The organism is Roseibium sp. RP-7, assembly GCF_053005225.1.
Genome location: NZ_JBRKQA010000001.1, coordinates 2,417,329 through 2,432,842 on the forward strand (window position 1 = coordinate 2,417,329; position 15,514 = coordinate 2,432,842).

Consider the following 15,514-nt stretch of genomic DNA (forward strand, 5'->3'; position numbering starts at 1 on the left):
AGGCCAGGGCTTCGTAGAAGATAATTTGCGCACATGGATTTCCCGGTGCGGTCTGCTATTGCAGAAACAGGCCTGAAAACGGGCGAAGACGACACCAACAAGACGAAAGACTGCTGAATGTCCAAGCTGGAAGAGCTCCTTGCCCAGAAGGGGGCGTTGCTTGCCGATGGTGCAACCGGAACGAACCTGTTCGAAATGGGTCTCGTTTCCGGTGACGCTCCGGAATTATGGAACACGGATGAACCGGAAAAGATCACTGCGCTTCACAAATCGTTTGTCGATGCGGGATCCGATATCATTCTGACCAATACCTTCGGCTGCAATCGTCATCGGTTGAAGTTGCACAAGGCGGAGGGGCGCGTCAGGGAACTCAACATTGCCGCCGTCAAGCTGGCGCGCGATGTGGCCGAAGCTTCCGGACGGACGGTTCTGATCGGAGGTTCCGTCGGACCGACCGGCGAACTTTTCCAACCCCTTGGCGCACTCAGCTATGAAGAGGGTGTTGCAGCCTTCAAGGAGCAGATGGAAGGCCTTGTTGAAGGTGGTGCCGACATTTTGTGGGTCGAAACCATGTCAGCCGTCGAAGAAATGAAGGCCGCCGCTGAAGCAGCGCAGAATTTCGACTTGCCATTGGTCATTACTGCCAGTTTCGATACAGCCGGCAAGACGATGATGGGTCTTTCCCCCAAGGGGCTTGGCGACCTTCAGAGCCAGTTTGCCTGCACGCCCGTCGCGATCGGGTCCAATTGCGGTGTCGGTGCGTCGGATCTGCTGGCAGCGATCATGGACATCACCGAAGCCTATCCTGATGCGATAATCGTGGCGAAAGCCAACTGCGGCATCCCTCAGATCAAGGGCGATGAAGTGGTCTACACCGGAACGCCGGAGCTTATGGCAAAATACGCACATATGGCCCTTGATGCCGGTGCGCGGATTGTCGGTGGTTGCTGCGGTACGTCGCCGATTCATCTGGCTGCAATGCGCGCAGCCTTGGATGCCCACCAGGCCGGTGCCCGGCCGACACTGAACGAGGTGATTGCCGAAATCGGTCCGCTTGTTTCGCCACCGAACAAGGAAGCTGATGCCGCCCGCGCAGAAAACGATGGTTCGGGCTCCGGCCGACGCAGAGGGCGCAGGCGCAGCTAGATCTTGCGCTCAAGCCACAAGTCAGGGTTTTAAAAAGGCGCCAATAGGCGCCTTTTTTCGTCGAAAGTCCTGCAACAGTGTTGCAGCTGTCACGTAAGCCCTCTAACGCATCCCGATCGTTTTGCGGAAGGTCGGCAAGTCGCGATGCTGCATGAGCAGGAACTGCGCGCCGTCCGATCCGCAAGCTAACGGAACCGCTTCGAGCCTGAAGCCAGAAACGGACACATGTTTTGCGCCCTGTTGGACTTGCACTGATTGCTCTGGCTGCCCTGATCCCTCTTTTCTGGTTCGCCCCGTTGGCTGCATCGCGAGATCCGGTGGCGCTTTTCAGCCAGTATCTTGGAACCGCTGCATTGATCGTGATGGGGATCAACCAATTCCTGGCGACGCGCGTACCGGGGCTGGAATTGGTGTTCGGGCCGCTCGACCGGATCTACGTTTTGCACAAATGGCTCGGCATCATCGCGATGGTGGGCCTGGGACTGCACGACATCATCGATGCGGATATGGACGGTTTGCGTGGTGGGCCGCTGGCCGACGCTGCTGAAGACATCGGTGAGGTTAGCCTTTACGGTCTTCTGATCCTGGTGCTGGCATCCGTCATCACCTTCATTCCCTACCACTTGTGGAAGTGGAGCCACCGGCTGATCGGCGTCTTCTTTTTCATGGGAGCATTCCATTACTTCTTTATTGAAAAGCCGTTTGCGAACGCAGACCCGCTCGGGCTTTACGTTTCTGCGTTCTGTGTGCTCGGCCTTGTTTCTTATGTCTGGATGTCTGTTCTGCGGCCGTTGGCACCACGTGGCCACGCCTACAAGGTTGCCTCCGTTCGTCACATCAATGGCCTGACGGAAGTGCTCCTGGAGCCCAAGGGGCGAGGGCTGAAACATGTGGCCGGACAGTTCGCGTTCCTTTCGGTAAAGGGAAGAGGCTTGACGGAGGAACATCCGTTTACACTCAGTGCCGCGCCACGCGATGACAGGTCTCTGCGTTTCACGATAAAGGATCTCGGCGACTACACCAGCCGCCTGTACCGCGAGCTGAAGGTAGGTATGGAGGCTACGGTTTCCGGTCCTTATGGCAATTTCTCGATGCCGTCTGGACGGGACCCTCAGGTCTGGGTTGCCGCCGGTGTCGGAATAACTCCTTTCCTTGCGTTTGCGCAGACGCTGAAACACCGGGAGAGCGGGCCGATAAAGCTCTACTATTGTGTGCGCGAGCGTGGCGACATTCCATATGTGGCTGACCTTCAGCATTTGGCCGAAGAAACCGGCAAGCTTGAGCTGATGATCGTCAATTCGCTTGAAGGCGTCAGGCTGACGCCCGAACGGATTGTCGAAGACCTGAAGGGCGATCTGCGCAATGCCCATGTCTTCTTTTGCGGGCCTGCGCCCCTTCGCAAGACACTGAAGAGCAGTCTCGTGCTGAAAGGCTTGCGAGCCAGCCGGTTTCACTTCGAGGAGTTTCAGATGCGAACCGGTATTGGCCTGGGCAGACTGGCGGTCTGGCTTTGGGATCGGGGAATTTACGCCATCGAAAAACGCCGCGCCGAAAAGACACAGCCAGCAGAATAGGGACTCCAACCTGCGAAAGCCCGCTTCGTGCGGGAAGGGCTTATTGCAGCCAGGGGGCTGACGCACTCCAGAAGATGATGTCAACGCCAAGATAGTCGGTTGCAAACTTGATAAATTCTGATCGGGTAAAGGTCTTGCCCGTTTCCGGATTGATGTACTCCAAAGTGGGCTCCTGGATCGCCATTGCTATGACCGGCAATTTGTCCTGGTACTGGTGAAAGAAGGGGTAGGAGTTCTTCATCTGGGCCTTTCGATGCGGAGCGATATCGGGACCGCCCAGACCGATTCCGAGTTCGGCTGCCTTTTCGAAACTGCGCTGCATGTAGCCTTCACTGTTTTCCCACTCGCATGGCCAGAAGTTGACGTATTGAACGACATGGGACGCCTGGAACGCTTTGCGCGCATGGGCCATGTTTTCCAATGTCGCGTTGAAATAGGCGTCGCAACTGAAGCCCGTCTCGTCCTTGCGTCTGTCAATGTCGATCGAGCTTTCCGGCAGGTTGAGGCCTTCGATGCGGCCATCGAACTGGTCCGCAAGGGCGGTCAATAGAGCCTGGTAACGGGAGCGAACCGCTTCATTCCATTGAACGGCTACCCAGCCTTCTGGTGTCGGGGGTTCGGCTTCACTGTCATCCACCTGCCGGGCAAGGCCGCCTGCATAGAGCGGATCTTTCAGCAAATAGTCCGGCACAAAGCGAGCACCTTCCCAAAAGAAGCGGTCCTGAAGTTGGAGAAAAAACGCCTTGTCGTATTTTTGGGCTACGGCAAGGTCCCGCTCGATTGCGGAAAAGTCATAACGACCTTTTTCCGGTTCCAGCATTCGCCAGTTGTAGAGGATCTGAACGCCGGAAATCGCTGGATTGTGCAATAGCTCACGTGTCTCGGAAAACGCACCTGCACTGGTGTAGAGGTAATGTTTGACGTCGGCCACGGCGATACCGGGGAACGTCATAATCGAGGCAGCCACAACAAGCGACGGCAAGGGGCGAAGGCTGCGAGCGGAAAATACTTTGCGCAAGGCTGCAATCAGTCTCATCAATTGAAGACCCTCATTATTCAAAAACGAAAGCCAGACAGAGGACTGAAGTGAGGCCCTTGTGTGTCTGGATCCGCTTTTGCCCAAGAAACGAATTGACGTGAACGTAAGATAAAATCAGATTATGGATTGAAAAAGAAAGTGGTAGGGGAGGCTACATGACACCGGTTATGACTGAGACTGAAATCATGGAAATGCTGGACAAGGAATTTCCGCAAATCCATGCAGGTGGTCGTGTTTATGCGATCGACAGCATCTCACCCGGGAAAGCGGTCCTGCGCCTTTCCGCCAACGAGCTGCACCTGCGCCCGGGGGGCACAGTCTCCGGTCCCTCCATGATGGCGCTTGCCGACCTGGCCGCTTACGTCGTGATCCTGGCTCATATTGGCCCGGTTGCGCTTGCCGTGACCACAAATCTCAACATCAACTTTCTGCGGAAACCTGAGGCGGGAGATCTTCTCGCCACGTGCCGCCTGTTGAAACTCGGCAAGCGTCTTGCCGTTGTCGATTGCGAAATTGCAGGTGAGGGACAGGAAGAACTCGTGGCTCATGCCACGGCGACCTATTCCGTTCCTCCCCGCTGATAGTATCCGGACTGGCGGCCTCGATGTCAGGCTGATTGCCTGCCGTCGTCCTGCGCAAACAAGTCTTCCAGGTCGGTCGTGTATTCGACGACCTGTCCGCGTCCACGTCTCTTGGCAGCGTAAACCGCCAGATCCGCCCGGTGGATGGCGGTTTTTTCGGTGTCCTCATCTATGGTCAGATAGGCCCCGACGCTCAGGCTTGGAACATACGACTTGTCTTCATAGACACAGGGTGCTTTTGCCCCTTCCATGACACGACCATAGAGTTTACGAAAATTTTCCTGCGATATGTTGGAAGCGATGACCACGAATTCGTCGCCGCCGAACCGGCCGACAATGTCGTCCTTGTTACGCGTGCTGGCTTGCAGAATGCGGGCGATATGTTTCAACAGACGGTCACCGCACACATGGCCGAACTGGTCGTTGACTTGCTTGAAGAAGTCGACGTCGACGAAAAGGACACCCATTCCCGCCGAACTGGCTGGTGTCGCGAATTTCTCCTTCAGGATTTCTGAAATGGAGTTCCGGTTAAATACACCGGTCAACTGGTCGTATCTCGTAAGATCCAGAAGCCGCTGGTCTTTTTTCCTGAGCTGGTTCGTTCGATAAACGTAGGCAGAAGCAGGTATCGCGAGCAGCACGGTCGTTCCGATGATAAGTACCCAGCTGATTTGTTGAAACGCTTCTTCAAGCGCATCATTCAGTGGGCCAACATCGACGTAGACTTCTATCGTGCCCAGCAGTCGGCCGTCAGGCGTCACGGCTGGCACATAGGATTCTATTATGGCTTCGTGCTGTTCGTTTTCTTCCTCTGTGTCGTCGTGATGGAGGAAGAATTGAGGTACTCCGGTCTGGAACGTTTCTAGTGCGGTCTGGCTGAAAGATGTGTTTTCTTCAACGCGTCCATCTGTCGAAAGGAATGTCCGGTGACCCTCGGCATCGAATAGCTCGAAGTGTATGGTGTCGATCATTGCAAAGGAATCGGCCAATCGAGCAAGGTCCTCGGGCACAACCGTATCGGTATTGAACATCTTTTCTGCATTCGGAATGGTGCGGAAGAAATGTTCAGACCATTTCATGGCCTTGACTTCGGCATTTTGCGTTATCGATCTGTGAACCTGCCAGTCCAGCAGAAAGTGCACCGCCGAAGCGATACCGGCAAGCAGGATCAAGCCGGCAAGAATGGCGGCACTCAGGGGGTTCGTCAGTGTCGTCCTGACTTTGGCAAACGTCATGTGCACAGCTTTTAAGTTTGGTTCTTTGCCGCCCATCATGGCGGTTCAGCTTTAAGCTGGCGTAAAATCGACTACAGAATTTCAGGGGTTTCGCCTTAATCAGCCGTATTTGGCGCGCGTTTGCCGGGTCTAATTTACGGTATTATAATACCGTTTTTTTAAGTTATTGAAAAATATAAAGAAATTAGAGGGGTGGTGAAAATATCGTGCTTGACGCTTATTCTGCGTGAGCGTATAAGCGCCCCCGAACGAAATTTCGGTCCGTTCGCTGGCTTGTTGCAGGCCGCGCGGGCCTTTTCTTTAACCGACCAGTACGGATCAATCTCATGAAGACCTTCTCTGCCAAGCCGGCTGAGGTCGAGAAAAAGTGGATCTTGATCGACGCAGAAGGAATGGTTGTCGGCCGTCTCGCCGCATTCATCGCCAATCACCTGCGTGGCAAGCATCTGCCGACCTTCACGCCTCACATTGACACCGGTGACAACGTCATCGTCATCAATGCCGACAAGGTTGTGTTCACCGGCCGCAAGTACGACAACAAGAAGTACTACTGGCACACCGGCCACCCGGGCGGCATCAAGGAGCGCACCGCACGTGCAATCCTCGAAGGTCGTTTCCCGGAGCGCGTCCTGGAAAAAGCCGTTCAGCGCATGATGCCGGGCGGTCCTCTGTCCAACAAGCAGCTGAAGAACCTCAAGGTCTACGCTGGTCCGACCCACCCGCATGAAGCTCAGTCGCCGGAACTCGTCGACGTCAAGGGCCTCAACGCAAAGAATGACGGCAAGAGGGCTTAACGATGGCTGAGCTGCAATCCCTGGAAGAACTGGGCGGTGCGGTCGAAACCGCTGCCCCCGAAGCTCCGGTCCATGTCCAGAAGCTGGACGCCAATGGCCGTGCATACGCAACCGGCAAGCGTAAAGACGCTATTGCCCGCGTCTGGATCAAGCCGGGCACCGGCAAGATCGTGATCAACAAGAAGGACTACACCGAGTATTTCGCTCGCCCGGTTCTTCAGATGATCCTTCAGCAGCCGATCATGCTGACCGACCGTGCAGGCCAGTACGACGTTATCGCAACGGTTACCGGTGGTGGTCTGTCCGGTCAGGCAGGCGCTGTGCGTCACGGCCTGTCCAAGGCTCTGACCCACTATGAGCCGGAACTGCGTGCGGTTCTGAAGAAGAACGGCTTCCTGACCCGCGACAGCCGCGTTGTTGAACGTAAGAAGTTCGGTAAGCGCAAGGCACGCCGGTCGTTCCAGTTCTCCAAGCGTTAATCGCTGGATCTGGAAGTTACCAGTTCGAAAAACCCGCCGGAGCGATCCGGCGGGTTTTTTGTTGGCATCAATGCCTGCTAGGGCTTTGGCACGTTTGCAGCCACCCATGAGGAGGACAATCCGCTGAGTTCGAATGTGAAAGATCAGGCAACTGCAACCCAGGCAAAATTTCTGTCTGGAAGTCTGTTTCGCCATGTGACCGTAATGTCCCTGACCGCGTCTATCGGTCTGATGGCGATCTTTGCTGTCGACTTTGTCGACATGATCTTCATTTCCATGCTGGGCAAGGCGGAACTGGCGGCGGCAGTCGGATACGCCGGCGCGATCCTTTTCTTCACCACCTCGTTCAACATCGGCGTTGCCATTGCCGCCGGTGCGCTCGTGGCCAGGGCACTGGGGGCAGGGGACAAAGAGGAGGCACGGCAACAGGCTTCCAACGCTCTTACGGCGGGGTTCCTTTTCAGCGCGGTCTTTGCACTGGCCGTTTGGATTTCTCTGGGGCCGCTTGTCACGTTGATCGGCGCAACCGGTCGAACCCATGATCTCGCGGTTCATTACCTGGCAATCATTGTTCCGACATTGCCTCTCCTGTTGCTCGGCATGGCAGGCGGAGCCGTTCTGAGAGCCCATGGCGATGCCCGTTGGGCGATGATGTCGACCATTGTCGGCGGGCTGGTGAATGCAGTGCTTGATCCGATTTTGATCTTCGGCTTCGACCTGGAACTGACAGGGGCAGCAATGGCCAGCGCAGCATCCCGCGTCGCCATTGCCGTATTCGCGCTGGTACCGATCTTCCGCTACCACGGCGGCCTGACATTGCCGCGCCCGAAGGCCCTTTTCAGGGACATGTCGCCAATTGCTGCCATTGCCTGTCCAGCAATTCTCACCCAACTCGCAACACCGGTGGGGCAGGCCTGGGTAACCCGGTCAATGGCCGATTTCGGTGAAGAGGCCGTTGCCGGCATGGCGGTTGTCGCGAGAATGTCGCCATTGGCCTTTGCAACCATCTTCGCGCTGTCCGGAGCCGTGGGCCCCATCGTGGGGCAGAACTATGGGGCGGGACGGTTCGACCGGGTGCGTGACACGCTGCGCGAAGCGCTTCTGTTTACGGCACTTGTGGTCGGCCTGGCCGCGCTGGTTCTGTTCATGCTCCGCGAACCGATCGCTCATCTGTTTGAGGCCGAAGGCGTTGCCCTGACCCTGATTTTCCTTTTCTGCGGTCCCTTGGCGCTGGCCTTCTTTTTCAACGGCGCCATCTTTGTTGCGAACGCCTGCTTCAACAATCTGGGCCGGCCGTTCTATTCAACCATACTCAACTGGGGAAGGCACACGGTCGGTACGATTCCCTTCGTCTGGATCGGGGGTGCGCTGTATGGGGCGCCAGGTGTCCTGATCGGTCAGGCAGCCGGAGGCGTCTTGTTCGGTGTCGCTGCCATCCTCATCGTGCGTGGTGTCATTCGCTCCGTCGAGGAGCATCATGAAAAGCCGCGAGAACCGGGGCTCTTTCAGCGTCAGGCGCGTCAGGTCATCCTGTTCTTTTCAAGAAGGTAGCAGGTCAATCACATTCGACCCGGTTTGACCGGAGGCAACTTGTGGGTGACGCGCTCACTTCGGCTTCTCCGGCCACTGATACGGATCAGCTGCTGGAACTTCGGGCATTCCATGTGTGACGGTGCAGGACAGTCGGCGACGTGACGGATCATGTCGCGAAGTGCTTCCAGCGTGTGGATTTGCCTGTCGAGTTCATCTGCTCTCATGTGAAGACTGGGCCGTGAGAGGGCGGGGCGGCCGTCGGAGCCGAACATTGACTTGATCTCTCCCAGCGAAAAGCCGCCCGTCTTGCCAAGCGTGATCAGGGCAAGCTGGTCCAGCACCTCCGGTCCGAACAGGCGCTTCAGCCCCCGGCGACCGACGGACGTGATCAAACCCTTTTCCTCGTAGTGGCGAATGGCCGATGCAGCGATGCTCGTTTGCTTCGATACTTCAGAAATATCCATTAATTTCATCTATTGACCTCAAGTCGACTTGAATTTGTAGGCTGTGCTCCTGGCTTTCAAAAGGCAAGGAAAATCCATTATGTCTTCTCAACCTCGATCAACAGGTCGACCGCTCTGGCTGGAAACAGCAGCAATCGCGCTGCTGATGACGGCAACCTTGAAAATCATGGCGAATGCGACCATCAGCCCGGCGCTTCCCGCGCTCGAGGCAAGCTTTCCGGATGAACCCGCTGCGGCTTACCTGACCCGCTTTCTGGTCGCGGCGCCGTCGCTGTCCGTTGTTCTGATCGCACCGTTCGCCGGGCTGGCAGCTGACAGGTTCGGAAGAGGTCCGCTGCTGCTGGCTGGCGTTCTTCTGTTTGCCTTTGCCGGCAGCGCCGGAGCCTACCTGCCGGACCTGCAGTCGATCCTGGTGAGTCGTCTTTTGCTGGGTGTTGCGGTCGCCATGACCATGACTGCGCAGGTTGCGCTGGTTGGAGACCTGTTTTCCGGTCAGCGCCGAAGTGCCTTCATGGGATGGCAGACGGCGGCGATCAATTTCAGTGGCTTCCTGTTCATCGGCTTTGCCGGTTGGCTTGCAGGCCTGTCTCCACGTTTGCCGTTCCTGGTCTATATGTTGCCTGTTCTGCTGGTGCCGCTGTTGCTGCCGATCCTGCAACAGGAAAGAAACACTCGCCGCGAGAGTGCGGCCAGCACAGCCGCAAATACAGACCTTGCCTCGCAAAAAGGATGGCTTGTTCCCGCATTGGCTGTTGGCCTGCTGACCATGGTCACCGTCATGTTCTTTTTCCTGATGCCCAGCCAGTTGCCGTATTATCTCGATGAAAACGGCATCGATAGCGCTTCTGGAACGGCAATGGGACTAGGTGCATTGACACTGACCGGAGGCGTGGTTGCGATTGCCTACAAGAGGATCAGCTCCCTCGTCGGCCTGTCTGCGTCTTTCGGCATCGGCTTTGTGTTGATGGGGCTGGGATTCGCCATTCTTTCGATAGACGCTCTCTGGCCGCTCATCCTCGGCGGTGCTGCGCTGGTCGGGGCGGGTTATTCTCTCGTGCAGCCGTCGTTTCTGCTGCTTGCGTTGCAAGTCGCACCGGAAGAACGGCGTGGCAGCGTTTCGGGCATCGTGACGACAGCAATGTTTCTGGGCCAGGTCGTTTCGCCGCTGGTCCTGACCATGCCAATTCAGGACTTCGGTTTTGCCACTGTCTACCGGGGAACGGCGCTGGCGTTGGTCCTGTTTGCCGCTGCGGGGTTCAGCTTGTTGCTGTTTCGCCCGTTCAGGCCAAGGCACGCTGGCTGAAGCGGCCAAAAACCGGGGCATTTAGGTGTGCCCCGGCCAAGGTGTCAGGACTTCAAGGCTTTACCCGCTGCATAGGTTTCAACGACAGCACGATCATCGCCAAGGGTTTGCAGCACGAAAAGTTCTTCCGACAGACTTTCTGCAGTCTCCATTCGCAAGGCCATAGTTTGCGTTGCGCGCGCATCAAGCACGACCAGGTCTGCGTCGGTGCCCGGCTCGAGGGTGCCGATCCTGTCTTGCAGTGAAAGCGCTTCGGCGTTGCCGAGCGTTATCCAGTGGAAACAGGCGAGTGGGTGGAGGCGCTGGCGCTGGAGCTGCAGAACCTTGTAGCCTTCGTCGAGCGTGCGCAGCATGGAATAGTTTGTGCCACCGCCAACGTCGGTGGCGATGGCCGTGCGAACGCCAGCCTGCTCCAGTCCGGCCTTGTTGAAGAGACCGCTGCCAAGGAACAGGTTTGACGTCGGGCAGAAAACGGCAACGGAGCCCGTTTCCCGCATGACACCCAGTTCCCGGTCGTTCATATGGATGCAGTGACCGAGCAAGGTCTTGCGGCCGAGCAGGCCAAACCCTTCGTAAACGCCAAGATAGTCTGCCGCTTCCGGGTAGAGTTCCAGCGTGTAGGCGATTTCGTTGTGGTTTTCGTTGATGTGGGTCTGCAAATGGCAGTCCGGATATTCCCTCAACAAAGTTCCGGCAGCTTCAAGCTGCCCGGGTGTCGACGTGATAGCAAAGCGCGGGGTGACGACATAATGCGCCCGTCCGCGTTCATTCCATTTATTCAGCAAAGCCTTGCTGTCGTCATAGGCGCTTTGAGCAGTGTCGCAAAGGTCGGCTGGTGCGTTCCGGTCCATCATCGTCTTGCCACCAAGCATCAACATGCCGCGCCGTTCCGCCTCCTCGAAATAGGCGTCGACCGAGGCGGGGTGGCTGGAACAATAGGCGGAGGCCGTGGTGGTGCCATGGGCAACAAGCGCGTCATAAAAGGCCTTGGCGATCCGTTCCCCATGAGCCTTGTCCGCAAACTTCATTTCTGCCGGGAACGTATAGTCGTTCAGCCAGTCCAGCAGTTGGTCCGCCCAGGACGCAATCACCTGTGCTTGGGGGAAATGTATATGGGTGTCAATGAAGCCGGGCAGGATCAGATGTGGCCGATGATCAATGATGGCCGTTCCTTCATCGGCGGTGGCAGCAACGTCCGCAAACTCGCCGCAAGCAGCAATCTTGCCGCCCCGAAGCAGAAGGGCACCGTCTTCGATATAGCTGTAAGCGTCCGTGTCATCCGGCCCTTTGGGGGCGGTGGAGAAAGAAAGCAGCCTGCCGCGCAGGATCTTCGGGGTCATGTCTGCCACGGCAGGAATTCCTCATGGAGATGGACCGGCAATTGCCAGTTTGTTCCTCGTTTTAGTCCTGGAGGCGCAAGGCGACAACGGTCCCGTGAAGGTATCCCGTGGATCGCCGCGTAATCCGGAGAAAGACGGGAAATAATCCCGAGGACAAAATATGTGTGTGAGGCAAGCCGACTTTATTGCCCGGATCCAGCCAGGGAAAATAGCGCTCCACCCAGCGCTGCCAGTGTGGCGAGAATGGCAAGACAGGCATAAAACGTGAAAATGGTGGCCGCACCTTCCGGAGGTGCGGTGTTTTCGTTTCTGGCGTTCCAGGCCGTTGGTGCCGGGTCCTGCGCCGAATTTCTGTCATAGCCAGCCATCCTGACTTCAGGCTAACCGGCAAGAGATAATCTCGCGTAAACGGTTGGGGACTTCAAAACAGCGGCAATGATCGGGAAGGGTGTCCTCAGAAATCTCAGAAACTCAGGAGCCTTCAGTTACCTCGATCGTCACGTGGCCGATGCCATGCCTTGTCTTCAACCGCTCTCGGATTTGCTGCAAAACGGCGTCCGGACTGTCTTCCGGTTTCAAGATGGCATGCATGGTGGCATTCACCTTGCCTTCGGCCAGCGACCAGAGATGGATGTGATAAACGTCGGCGAGGCCAGGGACTTCATTCAACAGATCGGTTTTCAGGGTGTCCCTGTCGATGTCAGCCGGTGCGCCTTCCAGCAGGATATGCGCGGACTGGCGCATCACGGCGACCGCAGAACGAACAATCAGCACAGCGACGAAAACCGACAGGATCGGGTCAATCGGATACCAACCCGTGAAATAGATGACGATAGCGGCCGCGATCGCCGCAACGGAGCCGAGTAGATCGCCGAGCACATGCAGGATCGCAGAGCGCATGTTGAGCGATCCGTCGCCGCCTCGCTGCAGAATGAAAAAGGCGCCGATATTCACCAGAAGGCCGATAACGGCAATGATGAACATCGGGCCTGCAAGCACGGTCTCCGGCTCCATGAAACGCCCGGCAGCTTCCACGCAGATCCAGCCTGTCACCACCAGCAGGAATATGGAATTGGCGAAGGCAATCAGCACCGGCAATCGGTCGCGGCCATATGTTAGCCGGGCATCTGCAGGTTTCTTGGATTGCTGAAAAGCCCACCAGGCCAACCCCAGCGATGCGGCATCCGTAACCATGTGGACGGCGTCCGCCATCAGCGCCAGAGACCCTGAAAGCCAGCCGCCGATCAGCTCCGCAAACATGAAGGCAGCAATCAAAAGACCTGCCCACGCAACAGCGCGGGCGTTCTTGTCCGTTACTTCAGGGGTGTGATCATGGTCGTGCCCTTGACCATGATCATGGTCGTGAGAATGGCCGTGCGCACCGCCGCCGGCATGGTCGTGATGGCCGCTGTCGCTCATGGCTGTGATCCTTCCTTTGCAGGGAGAGGTGGGCGACCCGATCTTTCGACATATCCCCCCGGTTGACAAGAAGCGGAACAGGAACAGCACCAAAGAGACGGGGGACAAGTTCTGGTTCGACACTCTGTAGCGGGCCTTGCGGCTCGGGATTGGCGGGACGATCCATCACTGGTAAAACCTGAAAGACCGTCCTCGGGTGTCCGGTAAATGACACACCCGGTAGTCCGTGCCGCTTGATCCGGAGCGGCGCAAAAATCCTGCCACACCAGACTTCAAGGAAATTGTCATGTCAGCAGAATTGCCGCGGGAAACCGACAACGCATTTCTGGGTAAATCGGTCAAGGGCGGTTCGCATGAACCGACCTATGCAGGCGCGCTGTCCTTCATGCGCCGCCGCTACAGCCGCGATCTGACCGGGATTGACCTGGCGGTTTGGGGCATCCCGTTTGATGCCTCTGTTTCCAACCGTCCGGGGGCTCGGTTCGGTCCTCAGGGGGTGCGTCGCGCATCCGCCATTTTTGACGGTGACCCGCAATATCCGTTCGAAATGGACCCTTTCGAGGTTCTTGCCTGCGTGGACTACGGCGACTGTGTTTTCGACTATGGCCGCAACGCTGATATTCCCGGACACATCCAGTCTCAGGCCTCTGATATTCTGGCTTCCGGGGCGCATCTGTTTTCCATCGGTGGCGATCATTTCGTCACCTATCCGCTTCTCAAGGCGCATGTGGCCAAACATGGCCCGCTCGCGCTGGTGCAATTCGATGCCCATCAGGACACTTGGAACGACGAAGGCGACCGGATCGACCACGGCACCTTCACCGGACGCGCCGTGCGAGAAGGCCTTATCGACCCGGACCGTTCGATCCAGATCGGCATCCGTACCCATGCTCCCGAAACTTGCGGGCTGGAAATCATTCATGGCTATGAGATGGACGAATTGGGTATCGGTGGCGTGGTCGACAGGATCAAGGCCCGGGTAGGCAATGGCCCGGCCTATATGACATTCGACATCGATTGCCTTGACCCGGCGTTTGCGCCCGGGACCGGCACGCCTGTTTCCGGCGGCCTGTCCTCTCGCGAGGCATTGTCGGTCCTGCGTGGGCTGGGGTCATTGAACTTCGTCGGCGGTGATGTTGTCGAAGTCGCACCGGCTTACGACCATGCCGATATCACCTCGATTGCCGGCGCTAGCGTCGCGCTGACCTACATGGGCCTGCTTGCTGAAAAGCGGAAACAGGCAGGCTGAGGCCAGAACAGGCGCAACATGGAAACGAACCTCAGCTTCCGATTTGTCAAAACGCCGGGCAGCATGCCGTTGCCGCCCGGTGTCGCCAGGCAGTTCAAGGTGTTTGGCACCGGGCAAAGTCTGGAGGAAGCACCTGCCATGGTGTTCGAACTGGACAAGCCGCACATGAGAGGCGTCACAAGCATTCGCATCGGCCCACAGACTGCCTGGGCACTCGAGTGCAGGTCCAGGTCCGGTACTGGCAGCTGGGAACTGAGGACCGATGCGGACGTCAGCATCGGACAAATCGGGGGACGAGGACCTTTGAAGCAGGGCTGGCAACTGGAGGTCCCAGGAGGCAATGTTCAGTTCAGCCTTGCCAATCCTGACAGTGTCGCCAAACAAACCGTCCGCACGATGCTTGGTGGCGACACGGAAGCTCTGGTGCTGTTGGCAGACGGTAATCCAGTGGGGACGTTGGTCCGCAAACATCGGGATCAGGCAGAAGGCAAGAAAGCCGGTTTGCTGTCAGGTTTGAAAAGATTCGTGACGGGCAGGGATTGGGTACTCGACATTCACGAGCCGGATTTGCGCAACAAGATCACGGTCCAGGAGCAGCAAGTTGCGCTTGCCGCGCTTGGTCTGGTCGCCATCGTGAGTCTGGAATTGAGCACAGCTGACTGAACAGCGACCCGCTTCAGGACGACACGCAAAGGAAATCAGCCGTGTTTGCTGCGCGCTGCCTTCCCGGGAAGGTTGTCGTTGTGCGGAACAGCAGTCCAGAACCGGTAGAGCGGGGTTTTGTCCTTCATGGTCTGGTAAAGCTGGATCAACTTGCCGAAGCTGACGAATTGGGCTGCATACGCAACGGCCAGACCTGTCAGCGACAGGATTGGCGATGACAGGAAGCCGCCGAGCAACGCAATCAGCCCACCCATCCAGAAAACGAGATAAAGCGTTGTTATCCGGGCACTGTCGGTGGCGGGAACGGGGAGGAACAATCTGTTGAGCCAGATCTTTTCTCCAAAGCTCACGCGTTTGGCCCAACTGGAGGCCTTGCCGGTTTCCCCAATAAGCCTGGGGACAGCGATCACGCCTGCCAGTACCGCAAAAGCGAGCAGAAGTGCACCCCAGACACCAAGCCAGGCTTGAGTCCACAAGGCACCGGTCAACATGCCAGGTGCGAGTATCTTCATGAAAGTTGCCAAGGCAGGCGCTGGCTTGCCGGTCGCTGCTTTGGGCAGAAGAACGGGAGCTCTCAGGCCATTGGCATCTTTCAATGCCGGACGGGCAAGGGGGCTCGGGTGACGTTGCGTGGTTTGCATATGCTGAAGCCGGCCTTTCGGATATCCGGCAATCTTACCCGGCGAAACGGGGAC

The 15,514-nt window shown here is 57.3% G+C and carries 16 protein-coding genes; 9 read left to right on the plus strand and 7 right to left on the minus strand.

What is annotated here, in order from left to right:
• The first annotated feature begins 117 nt into the window (after positions 1 to 117).
• Positions 118 to 1,146 (plus strand): betaine--homocysteine S-methyltransferase, encoded by a 1,029-nt coding sequence (gene bmt / locus ACVDG9_RS10900; RefSeq protein WP_055653920.1) that lies wholly within the window; start codon positions 118 to 120, stop codon positions 1,144 to 1,146.
• A gap of 230 nt (positions 1,147 to 1,376) precedes the next feature.
• On the plus strand, positions 1,377 to 2,720 hold the full coding sequence (locus ACVDG9_RS10905; RefSeq protein WP_447237962.1) for a ferredoxin reductase family protein: 1,344 nt from the start codon (positions 1,377 to 1,379) through the stop codon (positions 2,718 to 2,720).
• Between the two features lie 40 nt (positions 2,721 to 2,760).
• Here the strand turns inward: ACVDG9_RS10905 and ACVDG9_RS10910 are convergent, their stop codons facing one another.
• Positions 2,761 to 3,756, minus strand: coding sequence for a hypothetical protein (locus ACVDG9_RS10910; protein WP_447237963.1), 996 nt, complete (start codon positions 3,754 to 3,756; stop codon positions 2,761 to 2,763).
• Between the two features lie 158 nt (positions 3,757 to 3,914).
• On the opposite strand from ACVDG9_RS10910, the gene ACVDG9_RS10915 reads away from it, so the two are divergent.
• Positions 3,915 to 4,340, plus strand: coding sequence for a PaaI family thioesterase (locus ACVDG9_RS10915; protein WP_447237964.1), 426 nt, complete (start codon positions 3,915 to 3,917; stop codon positions 4,338 to 4,340).
• Positions 4,341 to 4,366: 26 nt separating this feature from the next.
• Here ACVDG9_RS10915 and ACVDG9_RS10920 read toward each other — a convergent pair whose 3' ends face one another.
• On the minus strand, positions 4,367 to 5,614 hold the full coding sequence (locus ACVDG9_RS10920; protein ID WP_447237965.1) for a GGDEF domain-containing protein: 1,248 nt from the start codon (positions 5,612 to 5,614) through the stop codon (positions 4,367 to 4,369).
• Between the two features lie 287 nt (positions 5,615 to 5,901).
• Between ACVDG9_RS10920 and rplM the strand changes: the two genes are divergently transcribed.
• From rplM to ACVDG9_RS10935, 3 genes are all read left to right on the plus strand, one after another.
• A complete protein-coding gene (rplM, locus tag ACVDG9_RS10925) occupies positions 5,902 to 6,369 on the plus strand; it encodes a 50S ribosomal protein L13 (RefSeq protein WP_006935155.1) in 468 nt (155 codons plus the stop codon).
• Between the two features lie 2 nt (positions 6,370 to 6,371).
• On the plus strand, positions 6,372 to 6,848 hold the full coding sequence (rpsI, locus tag ACVDG9_RS10930; RefSeq protein WP_022999426.1) for a 30S ribosomal protein S9: 477 nt from the start codon (positions 6,372 to 6,374) through the stop codon (positions 6,846 to 6,848).
• A gap of 204 nt (positions 6,849 to 7,052) precedes the next feature.
• Positions 7,053 to 8,399, plus strand: coding sequence for an MATE family efflux transporter (locus tag ACVDG9_RS10935; protein WP_447237966.1), 1,347 nt, complete (start codon positions 7,053 to 7,055; stop codon positions 8,397 to 8,399).
• An 8-nt stretch (positions 8,400 to 8,407) separates the two neighbouring features.
• Here ACVDG9_RS10935 and ACVDG9_RS10940 read toward each other — a convergent pair whose 3' ends face one another.
• Complete coding sequence (locus ACVDG9_RS10940) at positions 8,408 to 8,854, minus strand: helix-turn-helix domain-containing protein (RefSeq protein WP_447237967.1); 447 nt, start codon at positions 8,852 to 8,854, stop codon at positions 8,408 to 8,410.
• A 70-nt stretch (positions 8,855 to 8,924) separates the two neighbouring features.
• Here ACVDG9_RS10940 and ACVDG9_RS10945 point away from each other — a divergent pair, with 70 nt between their 5' ends.
• Positions 8,925 to 10,148 (plus strand): MFS transporter, encoded by a 1,224-nt coding sequence (locus ACVDG9_RS10945; protein ID WP_228930547.1) that lies wholly within the window; start codon positions 8,925 to 8,927, stop codon positions 10,146 to 10,148.
• Between the two features lie 44 nt (positions 10,149 to 10,192).
• Here ACVDG9_RS10945 and guaD read toward each other — a convergent pair whose 3' ends face one another.
• The 3 genes from guaD to ACVDG9_RS10960 all read right to left on the minus strand — a co-directional run bounded on the left by guaD (position 10,193) and on the right by ACVDG9_RS10960 (position 12,907).
• Positions 10,193 to 11,488 (minus strand): guanine deaminase, encoded by a 1,296-nt coding sequence (gene guaD, locus ACVDG9_RS10950; protein WP_447238302.1) that lies wholly within the window; start codon positions 11,486 to 11,488, stop codon positions 10,193 to 10,195.
• A 182-nt stretch (positions 11,489 to 11,670) separates the two neighbouring features.
• A complete protein-coding gene (locus tag ACVDG9_RS10955) occupies positions 11,671 to 11,856 on the minus strand; it encodes a hypothetical protein (RefSeq protein ID WP_206906339.1) in 186 nt (61 codons plus the stop codon).
• 103 nt (positions 11,857 to 11,959) lie between these two features.
• Positions 11,960 to 12,907 (minus strand): cation diffusion facilitator family transporter, encoded by a 948-nt coding sequence (locus ACVDG9_RS10960; protein ID WP_055653938.1) that lies wholly within the window; start codon positions 12,905 to 12,907, stop codon positions 11,960 to 11,962.
• Between the two features lie 286 nt (positions 12,908 to 13,193).
• Between ACVDG9_RS10960 and speB the strand changes: the two genes are divergently transcribed.
• Positions 13,194 to 14,156, plus strand: a complete 963-nt coding sequence (gene speB / locus ACVDG9_RS10965) for an agmatinase (RefSeq protein WP_447237968.1) — start codon at positions 13,194 to 13,196, stop codon at positions 14,154 to 14,156.
• An 18-nt stretch (positions 14,157 to 14,174) separates the two neighbouring features.
• A complete protein-coding gene (locus ACVDG9_RS10970; RefSeq protein ID WP_447237969.1) occupies positions 14,175 to 14,819 on the plus strand; it encodes a hypothetical protein in 645 nt (214 codons plus the stop codon).
• 35 nt (positions 14,820 to 14,854) lie between these two features.
• Here ACVDG9_RS10970 and ACVDG9_RS10975 read toward each other — a convergent pair whose 3' ends face one another.
• Positions 14,855 to 15,460: a DUF6653 family protein gene (locus ACVDG9_RS10975; RefSeq protein WP_522731716.1), complete on the minus strand. Its 606-nt coding sequence runs from the start codon at positions 15,458 to 15,460 to the stop codon at positions 14,855 to 14,857.
• Positions 15,461 to 15,514 lie beyond the last annotated feature (54 nt).